The following is a 24,977-nucleotide window of genomic DNA, read 5'->3' as shown; positions in this document are numbered from 1 at the left end:
ACAAAAAGCCGACAAGCCCTGATACGTCGGCTTATCGGCTTCTTGCTTAGATGGTCAAAATGCAGTTATCGTCCAAGTCATACTTTGCATAATTAAGGTTGCAGACCCTCAGCGGACGGTGGACCCACTTCCGTTTCAGTCTCTTCAGGGCTCGAATCTGGTTCTGGAACGGATTGTTCTTGTGCTGCGCTGACGAACAATCGTCCAGCTGCTTCCGCCTCTACTTTGTTGCCTGCTGCATCCTGAGCGCGAATCACAATGACTCCACCATCCAGAACAAGGGATGAAGGTGTTGTGTACGTACCCGTATAACGACCAGGTTCAGTCTCCACCAATGGAATCTCGCCTGCCCCTTGGGCATTCAGATTCAAAGGTAACTGAATACGGAAAGATGCTTGCAGACCAGGTTTACTATCAAATGAAACGGTAACACTCTCCCCTGATGTGATTTGAACATCTTCAGCCGGAGTAATATTCGTAAGTTCTGGCAACGCCGTTTCCACATAGACGGTGCGGGTTACGGTTGTTTTGTTACCAGCGATATCGGTTGCTGTAATGGTTATTGTGTTCTCGCCTTCATTGACCAATACACGGTGACTGAAACTTCTGTCTTTACCCACTTGTACGGTTTGTCCGTTAACGGTTACCTTATCGAGGAATTGTTCCACGACATTACCCGTCACGTGAACCACTTCTGCATTGATGCGATCCCCTTGAGCTGGCGTGAGAATCGTCAATTGTGGTTTGGTCTGATCCAGAATAATGACTACGGGGAGTGAACGGTCCGTTGTTTTACCGTCTACCACTGCCTCCGCAGTAATCGCATTAATGCCAGAACGGAGCTTCACACCGTATGAGAACTTCCCATTTGCCACCGTTGTGGTGCCAGCCAGATCCTTGCCGTTGTAGATCTTGATCTGAGCTCCAGATGCCGGAGACGTTCCCGACACGGTGAAGGTTGATTGATTCGTATACGTGTTCGCAGGTGCTGTGAGCACAGGTGCATTTACCGGATATCTCACAACTGCACGAATCATGTAGTTACCTTCTTCATCAGGTGAAGTACTCCACGCTCCACCTACTCGCTGCCAGCTTCGACCTGCATTTGGACCATCCTCATCGGTAGCGAGTCCCGGAGCGCTAGTTCCAGCTAAACTCTGTACATACACGATATAGAAATCACCCGTTACAATGACCGGTTCTGGGAATTCAACGGTTGTCCATTGATCGTTACGAAGTGCAGTACCGTCGAATGGTCCAGCCAGCTGTCGTCCTGGAGCTCCACCCGCACCCGATGCATCATATACGGCATATTGGAACGTTGTACCTCCAGGCACAGGCCACTCTGTGTTCCAGAATCGGAACGATGCACCTGTCAGTTGAGCGGTCTCCAGCTCTGGTGTCATTCGAACTGCCCAAGCGTTATCCGCAGCGTTAAAAGCTCGTGCGTTCTCTGCTGATCCATCATCATAAGCAATTTCCCCTGGGAAACCGATGAATGGTTTCAAGGCAACATTTGCCTCTGCTGTCCCATTACCAGGTACAGTTACAGTTACGGTTTTACTGTAATAATCCGCAGCCCGGATGGACAGGGTATAACTTCCTTCCAATACCTGAATATCGAAGCTGCCATCTGAACCTGTGCGAACTTCACCTACCTTGGCATCTTCCACCACGAGAACGGAAGCATCAGCCAGTGGTTGTCCTGTCCGCTCATCCGTTACTACACCTTCAATCTGTCCATGCGGGATTGCCTCCAAATTAAAGTTGGCTTTGGCACCATTGCCATCCGTGATCGTTACCTGCTGTGTTCGAGGATAATATCCATATGCTTCAGCTTTTAACGTGTAATCACCTGCTACGTGTGTGAAGTTATACTTGCCTGTAGCTGGATCTGTCTTCACCGAACGTCCGGTTTCCAGTACGGTAACCGTTGCACTTGCAGGCAGGCTTTGTGGGTTAACCGAACCTGTTTCTGGTTTTTCAACTTCCGGTTGTTGCTGTTTCGTTTTGTTAAATTCCGCTTTGTCTGTCCGCGAAATTTTGTACCATGGATTATCATAGGACGGTTTTGGTTTGTCATTGTTAAGCACAATCGCACTGTCCTCCGTTAACGTCTCCGCAGCAACACCCAGTACACGGAAATTATCAATGAACCAGCCTGTCTTCACAACACTGTTATCTGAGGTCAGGCGGAACCGGACTTGAACTTCATTACCGGTAAGTGCATCCAGATCATAAAATACGGGTGTCCATTGTTTACCGTTTGTACTATGTGAAAATTTGCCCAGTTCTGACCATGTGGTTCCACCATCCTTGGTGACTTCCACATACCCGTAGTCGTATCCACTCTCAATCTCGTACCAATGATTAAACGTGAGTGTTCCTTCGGAGACATCCGTCAAATCAATGACCGGAGATACGAGTGAATAGTTGGAGCCACTCTCGTACGTATTGTCGAGATCAGTCGCCCAGACATTCGGTGGAGAAACCGCGCTGGCAGGTCCCGTTACCGGAATACCCCGTTCCCACTCATCTTTGGTTCCTGAATGAGTCCAGCCATTATCATCACTGCCATCGAAATGATCGATGTAGATATCCTGAGGCACCTCTACTGTAATGGAGACCTCATTCGATTTGTCGCTTTCATTGCCACTATAATCAAGTGCGGCAACGGTATAATAATACGTCGAATCTGTCACCGTGGCCGTATCTGTAAACGTTTTTCCTGTTGCAGTTCCAATGGATTCATAACCTGCACCTGCGGTTGTGGAGCGATATACGATATAGGATTCGAGATCCTCATCGCTCGGACCCGTCCAGCTCAAGGCTACATTACCAAGAATATCGGCCGTCGCAGACAATCCGGCAGGAGCACCCGGAGCAATCTCATCCAGTTCTTCTACAGCGAAATCATCAATGTACCAGCCAGCCTTTTGCAATGAATTATCGCTCGTCAGATTGAATTTGATGAACACCTGCTGTCCCGCGTATTCGCGAAGATCCACATATTGTGTCTTCCAATTGCCACCTGTACCCGTGAAGGTTAACAGCTCTTCGAACACATAATCGCTATCCTCGGAAGCGATGTATACCTTGCCGAAATCGATGTTATTCTCCAGGTCATACCAGTGCTTGAAGGATAATAACGCACCTTCTGGACTCTCGGTTAGATCAATAGGCGGCGCAAGCAGATATGCATTGCTATTCGCCACATAAGTTCCTTGCAGATTGGTTGCAATCACCTTGTCACCGGAGTATGCACTTCCAGGACCACTACTTGGTACTCCCCATACCCAGGTACTTCCGGTTCCGCCAGTCGTGAAGCCCAGCTGATCTTCTTCAAAATCCTGAAGATATCCTGGCTGAATACCATTGGATACAGCCACTTTATATATCTGACTTTCGAATCCGTTGTTGCCGTAATCATTCACGCGGATATAATACTCCACACCTTGCGGCTCAATCAGAAATGCCGGAATGGTCGCTGTATATGTCCCATCTTTGTTATCTCCAGCAATCCGGTTCATCGGTAGATAAACGTACTGGTTGGTGCCTGTCGTTTTGGCAAAAGCCTCGACGGAGACTACTGCGACGTTATCTGTCACATGAGCGGTTAATGGTATATCAATGCCTGTAAAGGCTGAATTAACAGGGGTATGTGCCAGTACTGGCTCTTCCAGATCATCTCCGGCCGTAACCACTCTGCCGGATACTGTGCCAATTCCTTCGAGTACAGAACCCACAGCATCAAGGGCATTAATAATGCCGTGACCGTAGCCGTTATTAGGAGATGTCGGATACTGACTATCGGTTCTCGGCGTGGCTGTATCTGTAATGATCTGCTCCAGCTGATCCACTGTAAGGGAATGATTGGCCTGAAGCAGCAGTGCAGCAAGCGCAGTTGTATGCGGGCCTGCCATGGACGTTCCGTTCCAGCCTCCCTCATATACACCGCCCGGAACTGATGAACGGATATTCACACCAGGGGCAGATACTTCCGGTTTGATCTCCCCATATGGAGATGGACCCAGCAGCGAGAAGGAAGCCAGGTTACCATTAATATCTGTGGCTCCCGTGGCAAAACTTTCAGGGTAATTCGCAGGGTTCGCAACAGAGCCGGGACCACCCGGATTTGTCAGTCTTACATTACCTGCGGAGAACTCGGGAAAGATCTGCGCATCACGCCAAGCTTGGACCATAGGACGGAACCATTCATCCAATCCTGCGCCTCCGCCCCACGAGTTGTTAACGACATCCGGTGCAAGTTCAGGATGCAGATTGCCTTCCGCATCCACCGGAGCGATCAACCATTGTCCACCATCGAGAATAATGGCATCTGTTGTTTCCGGATTGAATATCCGTACACCAATCCACTTCGCACCGGGAGCAACCCCGATCTGGTTGGTACCATCTGCTTCGGAGCCAACCATCGTACCCATCGTGTGCGTACCATGTCCGTCTTCGTCCGCAGGGAGGGAAGCATTACTGTGCGGATCATACCAGCTCAGTTCGGGATCAACGATATTGCCCGAGGCATCCAATCCCCGCCATTTGCTGCGAAGCGCAGGGTGAGTATAATCCACACCGCTGTCCAGATTGGCAACAACAATCCCTGTTCCATCGATGCCCCGATCCCACACGGCTGGCGCATTGATGTAATCCAGGTTCCATTCGACGTTCTCTGTCGCAAGCTTGTCCTTTGCAGCAGGCTCTTTGTCTTTGTCTTTGACACCGACTGAAGAGTCTTTAGCTGGCGTTTGGACAGCATCTTTGCCTGGTGCCGCATTCGCCGGTTCTTTACTCACTTCGGCTTTCTGTAAGTATCTCGTCTCATTCGGTAGAATCTTCTCCACCTCAGGCAGCAGCGCAATCTGTTCCATGACTTCTTTGGTACTCGTTACTGCCAGTGAATTGACGATAAAATAGCTTTTATATTCTTTGACCTTACCCAGGTCAACTTCCTTTTCCAGATAAGTTTCCAATGGATATTGTGTACGCGAGGCCGTTTCCCGCAGAGAGCTGACGACCGAATTACGAACGGACAGCTTTGTGGCTGAAGCCGTTTGTTTGGCGATGGTCGCCTTTTCAAGGGCCTGTTTGGAGACTGCTGCTGTATCCACCTGTTCCTTCATTTTCACCAGATAGGTCACATATTCACTACCATCAAATTCTTTGGTCAACTTGGCGTTTACTTTGGATTCCGTAACTTTGGCAAGTCCAGATTTCATATCCAATTTGGATGATGTGGAGTTTTCAGCTGAAACCGGATGAATGATCGAAAATGCAAGGAGAAGCGAGAGCCCCATGGAGATGGGCTTGCGTAACCGATTAATCTTTATCAAACTTTTCCACTCCTTTTACCCGGTTTTTTAATTTAGTCTGGTACATATGCCCTTCTCTGCAGAATGAAACGGTAAAATAACCTTTATTGCGTACGAAATAGATACCCTGGATTTCACATAAAGCCTCACCTCCTTTACAGGTCTGGTTAGGGAACAATATGAGTCAGAAGAGATAACAGATCAGTCTATGATTTTTTACTTGGAAGTTTAGGAGATTGAATGAATCGGATTAAACCATGTGAGTGAATAGTTTGGGTGTTTGAATAATCCAATGAGAGTGAATGTCTGTAAGCATTCATGTGGAAGGGTAATCTGGAGCGTTAGCAGAACGCTTGCTAAGGAGTGGTGGATATGACTTTCGATCGTGATTCGAGTGAGTAGTTAAACATTTTAATTACATATAATAGTCGATTAGGAATTTAATTGGATTTTATTGGTATAGTATAAAATCATTATTCGATATATACAAGCACTTTATTGAAAATTATAGAAAATAAGTCTATTTAATGCTTTTATGTGTCTCATGTCGCTTACGTATTTCAGCTTATTTTTCGTATTCATGCATTTTTTTGATGAATAATAGTTTGTAGTAGTTCTATATAACCGAGACCTGATACTCAAAATTTCAAATCAAGAAAAAGAACGACATGAGAACTCTCATGTCGTTCATATCAAAATTTATATCTCATCATGTAATGTTCACGCCACCACTTGCATAACCAACAACGGTATTCACAAGAGAAAGTCCGGCTGCCGTTGCCGAGAACACCAGTAGAAGACGTGTCTGTGCAGTCACAGGTATAGCCAATCCGGTTGTTATACCATTGGAGATACTACCCAATGCAATAATACCGGTGAGTGGAGGTGCCAGTGTAACGACCGCCCCCGGAACCGCAGTAAATGCATTATCAGGAGTAGGTGAACTGAATAATTGCGCAGTGATGGTCACCGTTGAACCGACCAAGGCCAAGGCTGCTGTTGTACTAAAATAGGCAGCAATGGAAGTTATAACGCCATCTCGTGGAACAGAGAACGCAAAGTTAATGAGTGGTCCGACAATCGTTCCCGTTAAATCAATCGTGCCACCCAGAATGCTGACTCCTGTTGCCGAGCTGCCAAAACCGATAAGGCTTGTCGTTCCAACCAGTCCACCAAGAACCGTTGTTAATATGGCAGGTCCGCCAGAAGCAAATGGTATGATGGCGCCCGAACCCGTAGCTCCTGTAACACCAGTGCTGCCAGTTACTCCCGCAATCCCAGTTGCGCCGGTAGCCCCGGTTACCCCAGCAATTCCGGCTGCACCCGTTGCCCCGGTGACTCCCGCAAGTCCAGCTGCCCCGGTAGCCCCGGTGACTCCGGTGGCTCCTGCTACGCCAGGATCACCTGTTGCTCCTGTAACGCCCGCTGCCCCAACAGCTCCTGTACTCCCCGTTACACCTGTCGCTCCTGTTGCGCCACCTGCTGGGCCTGCCGCACCCGTTGCTCCAGTAACACCTGTTGCACCTGCTGGTCCCTGGGCACCAGCAGCTCCGGGTGTACCAGCTGGACCTACACCACCCTGAGCACCAGCAGCGCCAGCCGGGCCTTGTGGACCAGGTACGCCCTGAGGACCCGCTGGTCCTGCAGGTCCTGCCGGACCTTGACTGCCTATGTTTCTAAGCCCTGTTGTGATAGCCAATTCGGTCGCCCGGATCAAAATGACCAGTTGATCTTTCTCAGCCGAATCGATATTCCCCTGTAAAATGACAGATAGGAGCACATCCAGCAATTGCTGCAAATTGGTTCCCACACTGACAGGAGAAAATGGAACGGCCTCTGCAGATACAATGGTAAGCTCCAAGACCGCTTCGAGATCTGCCTTGGTTCCCTTTTTCAAATCCGAGCAATGAACCAGAGCCAGTAATTTACGCAGTACCTCAATCAGAAGTGAAACATTGTGAGGCGTGGGATTGGCAAAAACCTGTACAATTGCTCCCTTCAACTCACCAATTAATTTGAGAAGGAATTCGGCTTCTTTGTCAAAACACTTATGATGGTGGTTATTGTGATGATGATTGTGGTGGTTATGATGGTGCTCGTGATGGTGTTCTTTGTGCTGCTCTTGGGGATGGTCACAGTCCTCAGCTTTTTTTTTCTTAAATCCGCTCCAACCATATCTGATGCGTTTCTTTGGTTTCATCTTTTGCAGATCCTCCTTAGTGAGTCTCAATCAATCCATTACAGGCGAACATCACTGGTTTGATGATATCAGTATATTAACAAGCAAGAATTTCGTGATTATTATATAAGCAAATTTCCGAATTACCGTTTTCAGCTTGGAGCAGCCTCCATTATCATGGAGAGGATTTTGCATGGAAGACAGCCTTATGTATAGCCCAACCAAAAGAGCGCTATCCGATGAGTACAATACTCCTGGATGCGCCCTTTTTATATTTACAGTATTTAATTTATCTTTGTTGACTAGTCCAATTTAATTTTGAAAACAATCGGTGCATTACTCTTCACAGTTGTCGTTGTGATCATCAGTGCGTCCGCTGTTCTCTCCCATTTCGGTTGTTCCTCGTAACCAAGTACCTGAATATCTTGAATGACCCCTTGAAAATGATGAGAATTTTCCTTCAGGGATTTAATCTGCACCACCCCGTTATCTGGATAGGCAAGAACCGTGGCATACAGACTGCTTTCTTTTAACGTAAACCGTATATCTTCACTCGTAAATATCTTCGTATCCCCATCCGTGAATTGCCCTTCTTTCACCTCTGTCGGACCCTCGCCAAACGTACGCCAGAATGACGTGTCATAGATCGCTTCCCCATTCACTTCCAGCCACTTGCCAATGCTCAGCAAAATGTCACGATCTTCTTCCGGTATGCTGCCGTCTGCTTTTGGCCCAATGTTCAGCAGTAAATTTCCGTTTTTGCTTACAATATCGACGAGATCCCGAATGATCTCTTCAGCCGTTTTATAGTTATTATTTTCCGTATAACACCATGAGTTTTTAGCGACAGCTGTATCCGTTTGCCAAAAATAGGGCTTGAGCTCAGCGAACTGTCCCCGCTCCACATCCGGAACGGCACTCCCAAACATGTAGGCCTCATGTTTATAATTGATAGCTACAGGCACGCCCCACTCTTCGCCTTTGTTATAATAATAGGCAGCAAATTTTTTAAGATAGGGTTTGAACGCAACCGTTTGAATCCACCAATCGAAATAAAAGACCTTTGGCTGGTATTGATCGACCAGTTCACAGCAGCGAATCAACCAGTCCTCCAGATACTCCTCGGTTGGAGGTGAGTCATACAAGTCGAAGTGATCCTTGGGTTCAGGCATGGCAGGCCAATAGAAATCCCCACGCTCCAGGGGTTCCTTAATATCTGAATCAAACTCCTTCCCGTGAGACATGAAGAACCAGTGCTCGGCGCGGTGAGACGACACGCATAATGTCAGCCCCTGCTTCTCGTATGCAACCTTCATCTCACCCAGAAGATCCCGTTTGGGCCCCATTTCATATGTGTTATAGTGAGAGATAGAGCTTTTGTACATCTGAAAACCATCATGGTGCTCTGCCACAGGCATAACATATCTGGCTCCAGCCTGTTTGAATAACGTTGCCCATTCGTCTGCATCAAACTTCTCTGCACGAAACATCGGAATGAAGTCTTTATATCCAAAGTCCTTATGAGGTCCATACACCTCAAGGTGATGTTCAAAAGCTTTGGTGCCTTGTATGTACATATTTCGCGAATACCATTCGCTATCATAGGCCGGTACAGAATATAGCCCCCAGTGAATGAATATGCCGAATTTCGCTTTTGGGTACCATTCTGGAACTTGGAAGGTGCTAAGCGAACTCCAGTTGTCCTTGAATTTACCGCTCTCAATCGTTGCTTCAATATGTTGCAAATATTCGTTTTTGTCCATGAGATGTTCTCATCCCTTCTGTTATTGTCTGTAGTTGTATTGTAGTACTACGGCCGAAAGATAGACATGCAGAACACTAACTTTTAGATGGACAATAATAACCTTGTATGGAGATGAAAAGTATGAATCATCAAACTTTGCTTACGAACTACCTGTCCAATCTCCAAGTCGAATTATTCATGGTCAATTACAATCGGTGCGATACGGATTGGCGGGATCTGGATTACACGCCCGATTACAGCAAGTTTTATTTCATATGCGAAGGTGAAGGTTGGCTCAAAATTGGGGATGAGGAGTATTACCCTGCACCTAATCAGCTTATTTTAATGCCAGAGGGGATCCAACAGTCCTACTCTGCTATTAATGACCGTCCTTTTCTCAAATATTGGTGTCACTTTAGCGCAAAGGTTGGGGGAATCAATTTGTTCCAAATTCTGAAATTCCCACACATCTGTACGATAGATCAACCTGAGTTGATTCAAGCAATCTTCAGCAGTATCCTTACATATGCAAAATCCGATGAAGTCTATGGCCATATGATGGCCAAGAGCAAACTAACCGAGCTACTGTCCCACTATATAATGAATCTGGATCTGGATCAGATCTCTTTTATTAACGTGCCTGTCATGGAGAAACTGTCCACCATTCTGGCTTATATTGATTCCAACATCGAAGAGAATATTTCGGTTCAGGATCTGGCCCAGATCGCCTACATGCATCCGAATTATTTCATTCGATTCTTCAAGCAGCAGATCGGTGTTCCTCCGATCCTCTATATTACTGGCAAAAAAATCGATAAGGCCAAGGAGTTGCTGGCCTGCACCCCGAACACAATAACCACCATCGCCGAGCATCTCGGTTTCAGTGATTTGTATTATTTCTCCAGACAGTTCAAAAAGCATACAGGGTTAACTCCAACGGAGTACCGCAAACAACAAACGGTACTTACAACGAAACATGGTCTATAAATAAACTCAAAGCAAAGAGAGAGTTCCCTCATTCGGAACTCCCTCCTATAGACTTGTTTCTGTTCGATTCATGCTGAGTTACTTTCTTGAGTTCTCTCAAATAAGCATAACCATAGTTTTGATCCGGCTCAAGATATGCCCCTTCCGCCCACTCATTCCAGGCATTAACAAAAAGATATTCACTTTTGTACAGCGTCCTCGCTCGTTCCATCTGTCTGGACAGATACAGCCCAAACTTCTCTGGGGTGGCCCCGAGCGTACTCTGTCCGTCAACACCTCTCCGCGGTGTATTATCCCAATTGACAAAAGCACCTGGATAGACAATTTCTCCGTTACGGTGTGGTGTTCGTTCGAGAATGGAGGACCATACCTTGTCGTAATTCACAGCAATATGCTGCTGTCCCTTGATGTTCATTTCGATCCAGATTCCATTCATATGTCCATGTGCAAACGTATAATGCGGTTCAAATTCCATACTCGCATCAAAGACCTGACGATTAAATGTAGGGAATCCACCAATGGTCTGCACAAAATGAATCCCTTTCAGGCCATGCTTCAAAGCCAATTCACGCCAAAACTGAATCATTTCCTCACATTGCGGAATACTGGCTGGTCGATAGATCACAAACAACGGCTTACCTTCCACTCGAATATATCGTTTGTCCTTAAATACTTTTACCAGATAATTAAAATGTTCTTCCCAATCCTCTCGATCCCCATAATTCTGGGCCATGAGAATATCGGATTCTTGCCCATCCCATTTTCTTGTCCATGTCTCATTGGCCCAGGACAAGCAAAAAGGAAAATCAGGCTCCCCACTATCCAAAATTTCATTCACTGGTTTTTCCAGCAAACGCTTGCCTTTGAACCAATAATGATAATAACAAAATCCATAAATGCCATGCTGTTTAGCCGTTTCCGCTTGCCACTTTCGTACATCTGGATCGGAAAGGTCATAATATTTCCCCTGAAATGGCTGTTTAGGCTGATGATGACCCGAATATAAAGGCGCGGCTTTTTTTACATTCGTCCATTCGGTAAAACCGTCCCCCCACCATCGGTCGTTCTCCTCAATCCGGTGAAATTGGGGCAGATGCAGAGCAATTACCTTCAATCAGAACTCCTCCAATGCAGCAACATGATGCAGCCTACGCTCCTGTGATTTTTGGGATGATTTATATGAAAATGATATCCAGCAGTCGCAATGTTTTTTGTAGATGGGATTGATTATATTTCATGTATGCCAGAGCATGGCTAGCGGCCAGTCTCCTTGCATCAACACTATGCCAGTAAAGTTCAAACTTCTGAGTGAGCTCTTCACAAGAGTTGTATTGTTGAAAGTTACTAAGGTCAATCACGTTGCTCTGATTCACAGATGGTCCTATGAGTTGAAACGTCCCACATGCGGCAATTTCCATCACGTTTTTGATTGATTCGCCACGATGAATAACCAGTTTGCTTCCGTTATATAACATCTGACGAGCTTCATTCGTATGAACAGGCTTGAAATCCCCGATCTGTGCCCAACCCTTTCCATCTACCCGAACCTTTTTGTTATCCAAAAGACCCGATTTGGCAACAGCGTTGACGATGCCATCCGATTCTGCATCCCCGATGATATAAACATCCGATTCGTACTCCGAGGGAACAGCTTGCGGACAGAATATATGTGGATCAGGTGGCATGAACAGTTCATGACTACCAGTGCTTCCCATATGATGCTGATCATCGCTTATTTGGGTTGAATGTTGTGTAAACACGTGATCAAAAATCGGTAGAATAGTTTCGCTTTGATTCACTTGTTGATCGGCAGACAACCAGATGGCCTTTTTCACGGTGGATGTCCTTAATGCTGTAATATTCTCATCCGGCAAGTTTTCTCGGCTTCCGATAACCATAATCAGGTCAACATCATAGGAAGACAAACAGGCTGACACGGTTTCGATATATTTAATCTCATTCACATTTCTCACGAGATGTTTCAGACTCTGTTCAATCAGGACACAATGTGATGACATTTCTCGGTCATTACAAGGAGTGATAAGAAGCACATTTAACTCCTTATAGATCACTTTTGGTACTTCTCGGGTAGGTATGCTTCCCACCTGCATCATTTTCAGCCATTGCTGATTCAGTTCCAATTGCTGTACTTCCATATGTTTACGCATGGATTTGAGTTTCCTGTTCAGAACCACATTCATCTGTCTCAGGAATAACCGGTTCGCATCATGAACTGAACGTTTCTTTTTCGTGGACTTAACCTGCGTTCTTGACTTCTTTTGGATAACAAACCCTCCTGTTCCATGCGAAAACATTCTCTGCCTACAATATGCACGAAATAGTGTTTCGCTAACTCTTTATCTGCAAAAGGGGCTTTATCCCAAGTATATAATGTGTAGCCACCCGGATCATTCCAGATCTTGTCCTCATAGAATATAAGAATACTATATAGGAGATGATATCTTTGCCAACATTTGATAGCATCCTTGTCACCGGTAATCAGACCATTAACCAAGATCTGCAAGTTAATGGTAATCAAACCGTTGGTGTCGATCTAAACGTCAATGGCAGTCAGACCATAACAGGAAGCCTTCAAATCAACGCCAGCTCCTCGATTGTCAACCATTTGGGTGTAGGCGGAGTGATTGAAGCTGGAGATAGCGTTAAGGCCGCTACACAATTAATGGCACTTAATCAACCTACTCTTCCAGTCTCCCTCCCCGTTTTGCAACAATTCAGATATTACAATCCTGGTGTTGCAGGTCAACCCGGTCTGGTCTTAACAGGGACTGCTGGCAATCAATATATACTGTTCGTTGATGAAAGTAGCGGGACACCCCATCTCGCCATTCAACCCGTATAATATAACCCTGAATCAGATGAATTTCACCAAAAGAAGCGATATCCGAGTACATTCCGGATATCGCTTCTTTTGGTTTCTTTTCTGATGAAGCCTACTTATAACTCCATCTATTTATTAATCTGTGATCAATACGGACAAGACACTCTTGCTTTCCAGCTGGAACTTCATCAATACATCGTCGCGCAGCTTAACCTGTATGTTGCCCGTTTTCTCCCCATCATTGAAGAGGACTACAGCTACGGAACCATCGGCATTTTTAAAAGCCACAGAACAAATTCCATCATCACTGGATGTTGATTCGATCCGAACAGCCTTCGGGCGGATCACAGCACTGAAATGAGCCAGAGCATAATAATCAAGTGTATACGTAAGTTCCTTTGTTTGCTGATTCACCTGTACGATCCCACGACACGTACTGCGGCCAAATCCCGGAACTGTCGGCCCGTTGTTCTCATCAAGTGCCATATTCCAAAGTACAAAGGACTTGCTGTAATTGCGAAGAATCTGAATTCCCGTTCGCATCACATTTGAGAAGGCTTGCTCAAATGGCGGAATCCACTCTCCACCCGAACCTTCAGTGAAATGCACTTCTTTCCCTGCAACAGCTTCATAAACCTTCGTTTGAGCAGAAGCATCGCCCCCGTACCAATGCCAGGCTACGCCATCCACTTCCTCTCCCGCTTGTTCAAGTACAGTCAGGGGATAGTCCGGTTGATCCCAGTTGTGATCGTAACAGAGAATTTTGGTTTGAATATCGTTTTGCACAAAGGCTGGTTTGAGATGGTTTTTGATAAAATCTGCTTGGGCCTCGGCTGGCATCAACATACCAGGATAGTGCCCGGGTTCATAAAGCGCCTCATTCTGTGGTGTAATGGCATGGATCGGTAATCCATGCTTGCCATACGCTTGAATGTATTTCACGAAATATTCAGCATAAACGGGATACCATTCAACCTTCAACTGTCCGGTAATCATCGATCCGCTCGTTTTCATCCATCCCGGTGCACTCCATGGTGAAGCAAACAGTTTCATTTCAGGGTTCAATGCCAACGCCTTTTGCGTTAAAGGAATAACGTCCTCTTCATCATGTACAATGCTGAATTGGGTTAATTTCGGGTCTACCTTCTGTTCTGGCATATCGTTATAACTGTATATCGTTCTCGCATAGTCCGAAGCTCCCATCGGATTTCGGATGACCGAGAGCCCAATACCTTTCTCTGGATGGAACAGCCGGGTCATAACCTCTTCCCGCTGCTCCTCACTCAAGATTTGGTTGATCAAATAGGCAGATGAATCGGTAAAAGAAGCACCAAATCCGTCCATCTCCTGATACGTTAACTGATCATCCAGATGGATGGTCGTTGTCTCCTTATCAGCATCTAGTGGTTTCAATTGCTCTTGGGATAGAGATACAAATAAATCTTCTTCACCCGTAGATTTGTACATTTTAAATGTCGTCATAGGATTCTCCTTTGTATTTCTATTATTGAATGCCTAGTTTCTCTTTGTTCAATTTCATCTTTTCACTGCGTACCTTCACAATCTCTTCCCAACGGTTCTCACCTAAAAATGACTTGTAAGAAGCCAGTGCATTGTCATACGAGGCATCATCCTTGGACCGTACCATACTGACCAGCGTTGTATTCCACTTCGTATTGATTGCTGACAACGCACGAGCTTCAGGTGTACCTTGATCCGGGCTAATATTCTCCAGAATAAAGTGTGGTTTCAGCTTGCCTTTGCCCCACTCCTGCATCTGTTTAATCGCTTCCGGAAAAGCATCTGCACTGAGTGCTTTGTGGCGGTCATGACCGAAGAACATAAACTCACCCATCCGATAATCCTTTTTGAATTGATCTGCGTTATTCAGTTGCATGTCTTTCACTGCTGGCAGCAATTCTACACTACCGTCGGCTTTGGTTTGGTAGGTTTCCCCTTCGATCCCGTAATTCATAAGCGTCTGTCCTTCTTCACTCAGCAAGTATGTGAATATCTGAATGGCCTTGGCCGGATCTTTACAGTCCTTGGAAATGAAATTGATCATCCACCCGGTTATTCCGGATTGATTCAATGTTGGTGCATTACCTTTGGTACTCTGCGGTCCATCGATAGCAACATATTCTTTGCCTGGATTGGCACTCATGTAGATTTGCAGGTTTCCTCCTTGTTGAGGTGTACCGTCAAGCAGCATGGTCGCATATTTACCGGACTTCACTTTTTCCTCAAAAGCGGTTCCATCATCGGCAAAACTGTCATCACTGATATTGCCGTCTCTATACACGGTGTTCAATGTTTTCAACCACGTGAGGTAATCTTCATCCAGATTACGATCATAGAATTCTCCATTCTCGTTCTCAAGCGGAACACCAATGAAGTCTTGCAACGTATCTCCGAGTGAACCCGTTCCTTCTCCTACGGCATTAAAGCCGAATGGAATCAGCGCAGGGAACTCTTGCTTAATTCGTTTCATCACATTCTGGAATTCTTCTGGCGTTCCAATGACCGGACTACCCAAAGCTTCGTACACATCTTTACGAATGATAAATGCCGTTTTGGCAGGAATGTTACCGCTATCATAATCCTCCTGTGTATTGGAATAGTTCGGGTAACCATAGGTTTTACCATCCGCCAATTGGAACCAGTTCAATGTATCGGCAGCCGCTACCTTATTGAAGTAAGGATCATATTTTTCCGCCAGATCGTTCAGCGGCATCGCCCAGGTTGCAGCTTTTTGTACCACAGGAGAATTGGAGTCAAATACGGTCAGCAAGTCAGGCATATCTCCACCGGCGAAAAAGGTGTTTAACTTGGTATCATCACCTGTGATAAATTTAATATTGATGTTCAGATCCTCTTTGATTTTCTTGGTAACAATGTCCTTGCCAAAATCAGTGTTCCACCAGTCCGCATTGACGTACCATGTCAGGTCGGTAGCCTCTTCCTTTTTATCCAACTGCCAAGCTGGCTTTTCCGGGTCAACCGTATAACGATCTTCAATGGATACCCAGTTCCCTTCACTAGAGCCCCCCGATCCACCACTGCAACCTGTAATCATAAGTACGGCTGTGAGCAGTGTTGCGAGCAATTTAATCCCTTTTTTGCCTGCTGCCTTGTTCAACTTCAACATATTTTTGTTCCTCCTCAAAATGGGGTATTGGTTGCTCCTATTCCTTGACTGCTCCGAGCATCATTCCCGAGATAAAGTATCTCTGAACGATGGGATAGATCAGCACGATAGGGAGTGTCGTAATGACAATGGTGGCTAGCTGCACGCCTTTGGTCGTTGTTTCTATCACAGCCGAACCCCCGACATTTTGCATGGATTGTGTCTGGGACTGAACGATAATCTCATACAACATCATCTGAAGTGGATACAGTGACTGATCGGTAATGTATAACTTGGTTGTCATGAAGTCGTTCCATTGCCCCACCCCATTAAATAGCGCAATTGTAGCCATGGCAGGCATGGAGAGTGGAATGAAGATTTTCAGGAAAATATGCCAATCGCCTGCACCGTCAATCTTGGCCGATTCTTCCAGCGAATCCGGGACATTCCGGAAGAAATTCATCAGAATTACGACATCATAGAAGCTGAACAACGCCGGAATAATGTACACCCAGAAGCTGTTTAACAATCCAAGTGATTTGATTAACAGGTATGTCGGGATCATGCCGCCCGAGAAGAACATGGTAATAACACCCATGGCAACGTATAATTTACGGCCTCTTATGTACTTTTTGCTCAGACCGTAACCAACCATGGCACAGAAGAACACATGTGTAACAACGCCAATCGTTGTTTTGGACACCGATATGAAGAAGGCCTGCCAGATGCCCTGATCATTGAATACAGCTCTGTAATTCTCCAGCGAGAATTCCGGTGACCAGAAGATGAACCCACCTTCCGCCAACGCTTTGCCTGAGCTAAAGGAAGAGATGATGACATTCCAGAGCGGGACCAGAATAACGATCGTACAGATGATTAACAAAATCATATTTAAGGTATCAAAGATCCGACTATCGAGATCTTCTTTTGCCACCTTTCCATTCACGCGGGATGCCTCCTTCTACAACACAGATTGATTATCGTTTAATTTGCTTGTGATTTTGTTTGCCGTGACGAGTAGAATGACAGAGATGATGGAGACACCCAAGCCAACGGCCGTTGCATATGAAAAGTCGCCCTGAGACATCCCCATACGATAGACGTACGAATTAATGACTTCTGCTTTGTCGCGGTTCTGGGAGTTCATGAGGACCAGTGTCTGATCCAGATTGGACCCTAATAAACCGCTTACAGTTAAAATCAGATTTAGGCTGATAATGGATCTCATATTAGGCAATGTGATATTCCAGATCTGTCTAAGACGGCTTGCACCATCAATTTTGGCCGCTTCATAATACGTAGGATCAATCTTTGCCATGATCGCCAGATACAGAATCGTTCCCCAACCTGCTTCTTTCCAAATATCCGATAACGTAGCAATCCACCAATACTTTCCTGCATCCAGCAAGATGTTCTGCGGTTGCGAGATCACTCCCAGGCTAAGTAACAACTGATTAAATAAGCCCGTTGTCGAAAACCAGGTGATCAGCATTCCCCCAAGTACGATCCAGGACAAAAAGTGAGGTAAATATGAAACCGTTTGCACAAACTTCTTGAAGCGTCCGCTGTTTAACTCATAGATCATGATCGCGAGAATAATGGGAATGACGAAGCCTATACCCAATTTCAAAAAACTGATCCCCAGTGTATTCACAACTGCATCCCAGAAGTATTTGTCTGACAAAATGATTCTGAAATTATCCAGCCCTACCCAAGGAGCAGTAGCCAGCGTATCAATGACCGTGTAATTTTTGAAGGCAATTGTTAAACCGTAAATCGGGATATAACAGAAAATAATCATAAATATAATGCCCGGGATAATCATTGATTGAATCTCCCATTGTCTCCGATAATCGACTATGAATTCTTTAATCCGTTGCCCGATGGGTTTCTTCCCATTGGGACTGATCGCATTTTTACCGGTTGAAGTCTCTACGGCTAATTTATCCACGTTTTTTTACTCCCCTCCATCATACATACATTTATATAAAAACGTTTTTATTTTTCGACATAAAAAACCCCTTTGTTTTTATTTATGTAAAAAAAGACCGGAGAAGAAGCTGAGTCAACTTATGTACGGTAGTCTTTCCGGTCGATCTTCACATGGCTTGAACCTCTAACCACCAGCTCACCCGCCAATTTTTGCGCAGCCCCTTGTTCTTTCTCCTTAATCATACCCACCAGTTGATTGATTGCCAGGATACCCTGTCTTGCAATTTGATTTCTTACCGTTGTAAGCGGTGGAGAAAAATACTGTGCGATATCAATATCGTCAAAACCCACGACACTAACATCTTGAGGCACTTCAAAGCCCTCAGACTTCAACGCATGCATACAGCCAATTGCACTCAAGTCATTCCCTGCAAGAAATGCATCAGGCCGCTTGCCGGGGTGCAAATGAAGAAAAGATTTTATCGCACTATACGTGCTCTCCTCCTCAAAATACCCTTGTATAATGTAATCTTCATCGATTGGAAGCTGGTATTCATGCAAGGCAGCCAAATAGCCGTCTCTACGCTGCACACTGTCAAACATCGTGTCCACACCCGAAATATAAGCAATTTTCTTGTGCCCCAGCCCAATTAAATACTTGGTTGCTTCATAAGCAGCCACATACGAGTCAAAAATGACACTTCCCATCGTATCACTCTGATAGACCCGATCCAGAAAAACCGCCTTGATCTTGTCTTTCTCCATGGCGATAATATCTTGCTCATCAATCCGAAGCTCTTCGTAGATAATGACACCATCCACCCGCCGACCCAGAATATTACTCATAATAACGTGTTTATCCTTGGTCACAAATACATTCAAACCATACCCAAGACGATCACATTCACGAGACATTGATTCAACCAGCTTATAGAAATACGGACCCGATACACTTGTAGTGAAAAAACCAAGCATTTTGGTTTGACCGGACTTCAACAGCTTGCCATTCAGATTGGGCACATAATTTAAACGCTCTGCCACCTTAAGAACATGTGATTTCGTCTCTGGGTTCAAGACATCCACACCATTCAAGGCGTTGGAGACCGTCGATATGGATACGCCCGCTTCCCTTGCTACATCTTTAATCGTTATCTTAGCCATAAGTTTTGTTCCTTTACTATAAAAACGTTTTTATAATGTTTAAATTATCATAAAACCGTTTTCATGGCAACACTTTAATTTGTGAGTTCAGGCGTCATGTACTTTTTTCATAGCTATATACCACTGCGGGCGCAAAAAAACGGCTCATGTATGAGCCGCCGTTCATGAAGGTTTAGCTTTCTATTCCTCATCTTGGATATACATGGAGTGAATCTGTTGCAGCTGCTCTTCCAGACGTTCCAAGCGAACAAAACGATCCGCTCGAATATATTCCTTCTGCTCTACAAGCATGATCATTGTTGGAACGGTAAAAATAAGAAACTTGGACGCAACCTCTTCCACATCATTAGCATTAATGTGACCCAGGTATATTGATGGATAAGATTCCAGCAACGCCCTGATCTTGGGGAGTAAAGCGTGACATACACTGCACTCTGGACGAGATACATACAAAAAAACCAATTCATGTTGTTGAATAACTTCTTCAACCATTTCTATGGAGGTTAACTCATGAATATCTTTCATAGCAACTCAACCCTTTCAGTCATTCAATAGCTTGCTCATTTAAACTTTTTCTTTTCAAGTATAGCCTATATGCGTTAGAATCAAATGGAATATATCCCCATATGAAAGAGGTTAGGGTATGAAAAAATCATTCTTATTTCTGTTCACTGCTCTGGTAGTTGTTACTTCCTTCTCAGCATATGCACCTGTGTCGAATGCCTCTGGCGATATTGGAGTCAGCTTATTGTCCGATCGTCAGCAAGGTACAGTAAAGTAGTACTTGTACAGAAAGTAACAGGCGACAATTCGGATAACATCTGAATTAGTCGCCTGCTTTCATTTATTCTTATTGATTTTTATTTCCAATCTCTCTTCCGAAGATAAGATTCGAATACAAAAGTTCCAAACGGCAGTAGACCGGCGAGTCCACCCATTAACCAGCGTGTCATCTTCCACTTTTTGACCAGAGCCAAATGCACTAGTGCAATAAGGTACAAAGGAAACAAAATACCATGAATCATGCCCATTACTGCTACAGCGGAAGAGATATCTGCAAAATATTTCAGAGGCATAGCAATAAAAATCAATAGAAGTAAGGATACGCCCTCCCATATGCCCGCAATTCTGAATCGGCCTGTCACTGTCTTCATAAAGTCCATTCTCACCTTTCCTGCTAATCGTTTGTGAAATATGTAACTTGTAACATGATACAAAAATCTCACGCCACATCTCCGTACAGATATGTCGTTCTGAAGCTCATATTCAGTATAACGTATGACTCCGATTTGAAGATGCTTCAAATTTGAATAATTATTGAATCCATAAAATCAGATTCCCACATCAGGTCTTATGGATTCAAGTCGTCTCACGCTCAATCAGCTGGTATGTCAGCTGCTCTGTCTTCAACTCTGTTTTACCCAACACAGCCCACAAGTGATGGAAAGCCTGGGTGGCTTGCTCCGCAATCGGATTGTGTATGGTCGTGATTCCAAGAACACGGGAAAGCTCGATATCATCAAACCCCACAATGGCGAGTTGTTCCGGTACCTGAATATTCCGTCTACGTGCTTCACTCAGAATGCCGATGGCTGCATAATCATTGGAACATAATACGGCCTGTGGAAGTTCTGGCCCCTCAGCCATTCTTCGCATGGCTTCTTCGCCATCGGAGGAGCTAAATACGGAATATTGATATGCTTCAGTCCACACATGCATGCCTCTACTCTTCATGAAAGATTCATAGGCTTCACGGCGGCTTTGGGTATTCAAACTTTCAGCCCTGCCAAATGCATTCGCAATTCGAGTGTATCCTCTTGATACCAGATGCTCCAGAGCTAACTTATACCCTTCTGCCTGATCCATAGCAACAGACGGAATCTCGTCATTCCCCATTCGCTGCCAGGAGACAATAGGCCCATACTCCATATACGCCTTTAATTTCCGAGGATCATTGACACAAGCAATAATAACTAGCCCATCGACTCGTTTACTGCGCAGATCTTCGAACGCCTGCAATTCAATCTCCGGATCTCCACGGGATGTATAGATAATCGTCTGAAACCCAAAATCCATGGCTGTATCAATGAATTGATTCATGAATGTAAGAATGATCTCACCTGTGGTAGAGGTCACAATTCCAATCTGCTTTGTTTGCCCTGTAGATAAAGATACCGCATTCCGGTTGGGAATATAATTCAACTGTTTCATAATATCCGTTATGATCTGTCTTGCTTCATCACTAACATGCGGAGAATGATTAATCACTCGTGACACAGTCGCTTTTGAGTAACCGGACCGCTTCATAATTTCATCAAACTTGGACATCGGAGACTCCCTTCTTGCTAACGAACTATATAAGTTCAACTAAGATTATTTACACTGGCACTTCGATGACAGAACAACCTTCCGATCGCTGTTATCCCCAGATTTTTTGATTCCATATCTAAACGGGAAAATCCGGGGATAAAGGCGACCGCTTCGCTTCTTCTGGTTATTTCTGTCCTCTCCGTTTTCGTGTAAATTTTAGTTGAACTTATTTAGAATAATAGTATGCCTTAGATTGGGGTCAAAAGTAAAACTTGACGTGTAACCCGTTACAACGTTTAAGCTTTTTTTATGTCATACATGAATCATCTTAATATCAATTTGATGAATGGAGCGATACACATGAGTAATCATACTTATCAATTCCCGGAAAATTTCCTGTGGGGTGGTGCAATTGCAGCCAACCAGGCTGAAGGTGCATACAATCAAGGCGGCAAAGGATTATCTACTCAGGATGTAGCTCCCAAAGGCATCATGGGGCCAATCACGGAAGAACCAACCGAAGATAACATGAAACTGATCGGTATCGATCTGTATCATCGCTACAAAGAAGATGTGAAACTGTTCGCCGAGATGGGCTTCAAGGTATTCCGTACTTCCATCGCCTGGTCCCGGATTTTCCCAAAAGGGGACGAGCTGGAACCAAATGAAGAAGGTCTTCAATTCTACGATGATCTGTTTGACGAGTGTCACAAATACGGGATCGAGCCACTCGTTACGCTATCCCACTATGAGACACCTCTTCACTTGTCCAAAGAATACGACGGCTGGGTTAACCGGAAAATGGTTGGATTCTATGAGCATTATGTAACTGCCGTATTTAAACGTTATAAAAACAAAGTAAAATACTGGCTTACTTTTAACGAAATCAATTCGATTCTTGAAGCACCCTTCATGAGCGGTGGTATCTACACACCTAAGGAAAAGCTTAGCAAGCAAGATCTGTATCAGGCGATCCATCATGAGTTTGTAGCCAGTGCTTCCGCTGTGAAACTCTGTCATGAGATCATTCCTACAGCACAGATTGGTTGTATGATGCTCAGTATGCCTACCTACCCGCTGACACCAAATCCAGACGATATGATTAAAGTCATGGAATTCGAACACAGCAACTATTTCTTCGGTGATGTACACGTAAGAGGTCGCTACCCTGGTTATATGAAACGTTACTTCCGTGAAAATGGAATCGAGATTCAGATGGAAGCGGGCGACGAGGAAATGTTGCTGAATACTGTAGACTTCATTTCTTTCAGTTATTACATGAGTATCTGTCAGACAGCAGACCCGGAGAAACAAATCGCAGGTGAAGGTAATCTGCTTGGGGGTGTACCTAACCCTTATCTGCCAGCAAGTGAATGGGGATGGCAGATTGACCCTCAAGGATTGCGTTATGTCCTTAACATGTTCTATGACCGTTATCAAAAACCACTGTTTATTGTAGAAAATGGTCTTGGTGCTGTTGATGAATTGATCACGGGTGCGGACGGCGAGAAAACAGTTGAAGATGACTACCGAATCCAGTATCTGAATGATCATCTGGTTCAGGTTGGTGAAGCTATTGAAGATGGCGTTGAAATTATGGGTTATACATCATGGGGTTGCATTGATGTTGTCAGTGCGTCTTCTGCCCAGTTGAAAAAACGTTATGGTTATATCTATGTGGATCGTCATGACGATGGATCAGGAACACTCGAACGTTATCGCAAGAAATCCTTCCATTGGTACAAAGAAGTGATCAGCAGTAACGGGAAAAGTTTGCAGCGTTAAGGATCTTTAAGCAAATGTAACAGATACCTTCTTCTATCCCTCAGACATATCACATGAAAAGTGGTCGGTCATACGATACCTTGGCATGTTTTCTATCTGGGGGATTTTATTTTTATTTTCAAAAAGAAACACCCGATGATACACATCGGGCATTCTCATTAGCTACGATCACGTTGTTCACTATTTATTCTTCACTAGATGTTCTTCACTACATCCCTGCTGTACTTGGTTTTGTCTTCTTCTGTTATCTTGCGAATGACCCTGCAAGGATTACCCGCAGCAATCACACCAGACGGTATACTCTTGGTCACTACGCTCCCTGCGCCGATGATCGTATTATCTCCAATCGTCACACCGGCAAGAACTGTCACACCGCCACCGATCCACACATTATTCCCTACAGTGATGGGTCCAACAATCTCCAGACCTTCATTGCGCTGCTCAACATCATAAGGGTGGCCTGCTGTATAAAATCCGCAATTGGGAGCAACAAAAACGTTATCTCCGAAACTGATTTTTCCTCCATCCAGCATGACAATATTATGATTGCTATAGAAGTTCTCACCAATTTCAATATTATAGCCGTAATCACATACAAATGGCTGTTCAATCAGGAAACGATCCGTCGTTTTCCCCAGCAGTTTCTTGATTAACGCTTCTCTTTCATTGATCTTGGCTGGATGAAGCTGGTTATAATCGTAACAAAGCCCTTTGGCATGTAAACGCTCTTCAATTAACTCTTGATCATAATTGGCGTTATACAAGAGCCCCAATTGGGATTTTTCTTTTTCAGTCGTCATTTCGTAAGCACTTCCCATCTTCTATCTAAAATAAATTAAAGCTCAATCTCTCTAATAATTCTAGCAGGATTACCGCCCACAATCATATTATCCGGAACATCCTTTGTAACCACAGACCCGGAAGCAATGACCACGTTGTCTCCAATGGTAACCCCTGGATTAATAACAGCTCTACCACCAATCCATACATTATTGCCAATCGTGACTGGCTTGCCGTATTCTGCACCCGTATTGCGTTCATGCGGATGGAGTGGATGAGTAGCCGTATAGATATGTACATCTGGCCCCATTAAGCAATGGTCTCCAATACGAACTTCACACACATCTAATATCGTACAGTTAAAATTGGTATAAAAATGATTGCCTACATGAATGTTATATCCATAATCCATATGAATATTAGGTTCCATACTCAGGTGTTCACCTGTAGATCCCAACAGTTCCTTCAATAACTTGGTGCGAAGCTCACCGTCCGTTTCCGTCGTTTGATTAAACGTCCGCGTCATTTTCCTTGCATACTCTCTGTCCTCAGACAACTGAAGATCCGAAGCCATGTACAGCTCGCCATCCAGCATTTTTTGTTTTTCCGTCTTCGTAGTCATGATCACCGCTCCTTCAATACACATCATGTAATTCAACATTAAATAATACTTTTTAAAACTATTTTAATTATATAGATTACCATGAATAAAGCAAGTTTTGCTCGATATGAAAATGGTTTATTCTGCTGACGCGTACTCTAGCGAAACAGCAAAAAAACCTCTACACCCATTAAACTATGGGAAT

At 44.6% G+C, this 24,977-nt stretch carries 19 protein-coding genes; 4 read left to right on the top strand and 15 right to left on the bottom strand.

Annotated elements, in window-relative coordinates; translation table 11 throughout:
* Nucleotides 1-92: 92 nt before the first annotated feature.
* The 3 genes from MHH92_RS13790 to MHH92_RS13780 all read right to left on the bottom strand — a co-directional run bounded on the left by MHH92_RS13790 (nucleotide 93) and on the right by MHH92_RS13780 (nucleotide 9,266).
* Complete coding sequence (locus MHH92_RS13790) at nucleotides 93-5,345, bottom strand: S8 family serine peptidase (RefSeq protein WP_340904366.1); 5,253 nt, start codon at nucleotides 5,343-5,345, stop codon at nucleotides 93-95.
* A gap of 688 nt (nucleotides 5,346-6,033) precedes the next feature.
* Nucleotides 6,034-7,524: an exosporium glycoprotein BclB-related protein gene (locus MHH92_RS13785; protein WP_340904364.1), complete on the bottom strand. Its 1,491-nt coding sequence runs from the start codon at nucleotides 7,522-7,524 to the stop codon at nucleotides 6,034-6,036.
* 281 nt (nucleotides 7,525-7,805) lie between these two features.
* Entirely contained in the window at nucleotides 7,806-9,266 is a 1,461-nt protein-coding gene (locus MHH92_RS13780; RefSeq protein WP_340904362.1) for an alpha-L-fucosidase, read from the bottom strand.
* A 122-nt stretch (nucleotides 9,267-9,388) separates the two neighbouring features.
* On the opposite strand from MHH92_RS13780, the gene MHH92_RS13775 reads away from it, so the two are divergent.
* On the top strand, nucleotides 9,389-10,234 hold the full coding sequence (locus MHH92_RS13775) for an AraC family transcriptional regulator (protein WP_101314022.1): 846 nt from the start codon (nucleotides 9,389-9,391) through the stop codon (nucleotides 10,232-10,234).
* Nucleotides 10,235-10,262: 28 nt separating this feature from the next.
* Here MHH92_RS13775 and MHH92_RS13770 read toward each other — a convergent pair whose 3' ends face one another.
* Nucleotides 10,263-11,348, bottom strand: coding sequence for a glycosyltransferase WbsX family protein (locus MHH92_RS13770; RefSeq protein ID WP_340904358.1), 1,086 nt, complete (start codon nucleotides 11,346-11,348; stop codon nucleotides 10,263-10,265).
* Between the two features lie 61 nt (nucleotides 11,349-11,409).
* Complete coding sequence (locus MHH92_RS13765) at nucleotides 11,410-12,402, bottom strand: hypothetical protein (RefSeq protein ID WP_156946113.1); 993 nt, start codon at nucleotides 12,400-12,402, stop codon at nucleotides 11,410-11,412.
* A gap of 287 nt (nucleotides 12,403-12,689) precedes the next feature.
* On the opposite strand from MHH92_RS13765, the gene MHH92_RS13760 reads away from it, so the two are divergent.
* On the top strand, nucleotides 12,690-13,097 hold the full coding sequence (locus MHH92_RS13760) for a hypothetical protein (RefSeq protein WP_235193806.1): 408 nt from the start codon (nucleotides 12,690-12,692) through the stop codon (nucleotides 13,095-13,097).
* A 114-nt stretch (nucleotides 13,098-13,211) separates the two neighbouring features.
* Here MHH92_RS13760 and MHH92_RS13755 read toward each other — a convergent pair whose 3' ends face one another.
* From MHH92_RS13755 to MHH92_RS13730, 6 genes are all read right to left on the bottom strand, one after another.
* Nucleotides 13,212-14,558, bottom strand: a complete 1,347-nt coding sequence (locus MHH92_RS13755) for a glycoside hydrolase family 30 protein (protein ID WP_340904350.1) — start codon at nucleotides 14,556-14,558, stop codon at nucleotides 13,212-13,214.
* A gap of 22 nt (nucleotides 14,559-14,580) precedes the next feature.
* Entirely contained in the window at nucleotides 14,581-16,224 is a 1,644-nt protein-coding gene (locus MHH92_RS13750) for a sugar ABC transporter substrate-binding protein (protein WP_340904347.1), read from the bottom strand.
* 37 nt (nucleotides 16,225-16,261) lie between these two features.
* Nucleotides 16,262-17,149, bottom strand: a complete 888-nt coding sequence (locus tag MHH92_RS13745; protein WP_017688674.1) for a carbohydrate ABC transporter permease — start codon at nucleotides 17,147-17,149, stop codon at nucleotides 16,262-16,264.
* A 15-nt stretch (nucleotides 17,150-17,164) separates the two neighbouring features.
* On the bottom strand, nucleotides 17,165-18,154 hold the full coding sequence (locus tag MHH92_RS13740) for an ABC transporter permease (RefSeq protein ID WP_206099103.1): 990 nt from the start codon (nucleotides 18,152-18,154) through the stop codon (nucleotides 17,165-17,167).
* A 119-nt stretch (nucleotides 18,155-18,273) separates the two neighbouring features.
* Nucleotides 18,274-19,296, bottom strand: coding sequence for a LacI family DNA-binding transcriptional regulator (locus MHH92_RS13735; protein ID WP_017688676.1), 1,023 nt, complete (start codon nucleotides 19,294-19,296; stop codon nucleotides 18,274-18,276).
* A gap of 180 nt (nucleotides 19,297-19,476) precedes the next feature.
* On the bottom strand, nucleotides 19,477-19,821 hold the full coding sequence (locus MHH92_RS13730; protein ID WP_340904334.1) for a thioredoxin family protein: 345 nt from the start codon (nucleotides 19,819-19,821) through the stop codon (nucleotides 19,477-19,479).
* 118 nt (nucleotides 19,822-19,939) lie between these two features.
* Here MHH92_RS13730 and MHH92_RS13725 point away from each other — a divergent pair, with 118 nt between their 5' ends.
* Entirely contained in the window at nucleotides 19,940-20,077 is a 138-nt protein-coding gene (locus MHH92_RS13725) for a hypothetical protein (RefSeq protein ID WP_167350856.1), read from the top strand.
* A 79-nt stretch (nucleotides 20,078-20,156) separates the two neighbouring features.
* On the opposite strand, the gene MHH92_RS13720 is transcribed toward MHH92_RS13725, so the two are convergent.
* Together MHH92_RS13720 and MHH92_RS13715 are read right to left on the bottom strand one after the other, a co-directional pair.
* Nucleotides 20,157-20,459: a DUF3817 domain-containing protein gene (locus MHH92_RS13720; RefSeq protein ID WP_340904331.1), complete on the bottom strand. Its 303-nt coding sequence runs from the start codon at nucleotides 20,457-20,459 to the stop codon at nucleotides 20,157-20,159.
* A gap of 196 nt (nucleotides 20,460-20,655) precedes the next feature.
* A complete protein-coding gene (locus tag MHH92_RS13715) occupies nucleotides 20,656-21,624 on the bottom strand; it encodes a LacI family DNA-binding transcriptional regulator (RefSeq protein ID WP_340904329.1) in 969 nt (322 codons plus the stop codon).
* Between the two features lie 342 nt (nucleotides 21,625-21,966).
* On the opposite strand from MHH92_RS13715, the gene MHH92_RS13710 reads away from it, so the two are divergent.
* Nucleotides 21,967-23,391: a glycoside hydrolase family 1 protein gene (locus MHH92_RS13710; RefSeq protein ID WP_340904327.1), complete on the top strand. Its 1,425-nt coding sequence runs from the start codon at nucleotides 21,967-21,969 to the stop codon at nucleotides 23,389-23,391.
* A gap of 194 nt (nucleotides 23,392-23,585) precedes the next feature.
* Here MHH92_RS13710 and MHH92_RS13705 read toward each other — a convergent pair whose 3' ends face one another.
* Nucleotides 23,586-24,191: a sugar O-acetyltransferase gene (locus MHH92_RS13705; protein WP_340904324.1), complete on the bottom strand. Its 606-nt coding sequence runs from the start codon at nucleotides 24,189-24,191 to the stop codon at nucleotides 23,586-23,588.
* Nucleotides 24,192-24,226: 35 nt separating this feature from the next.
* Entirely contained in the window at nucleotides 24,227-24,793 is a 567-nt protein-coding gene (locus tag MHH92_RS13700) for a sugar O-acetyltransferase (protein ID WP_340904321.1), read from the bottom strand.
* Between the last annotated feature and the right edge of the window lie 184 nt (nucleotides 24,794-24,977).

Origin of the sequence: Paenibacillus sp. FSL M7-1414, from assembly GCF_038003195.1 — a bacterium.
Taxonomy (GTDB): domain Bacteria; phylum Bacillota; class Bacilli; order Paenibacillales; family Paenibacillaceae; genus Paenibacillus; species Paenibacillus amylolyticus.
The sequence above is the reverse complement of the archived record's forward strand: the minus strand, read 5'-3'. Positions and strand labels throughout refer to the sequence as shown.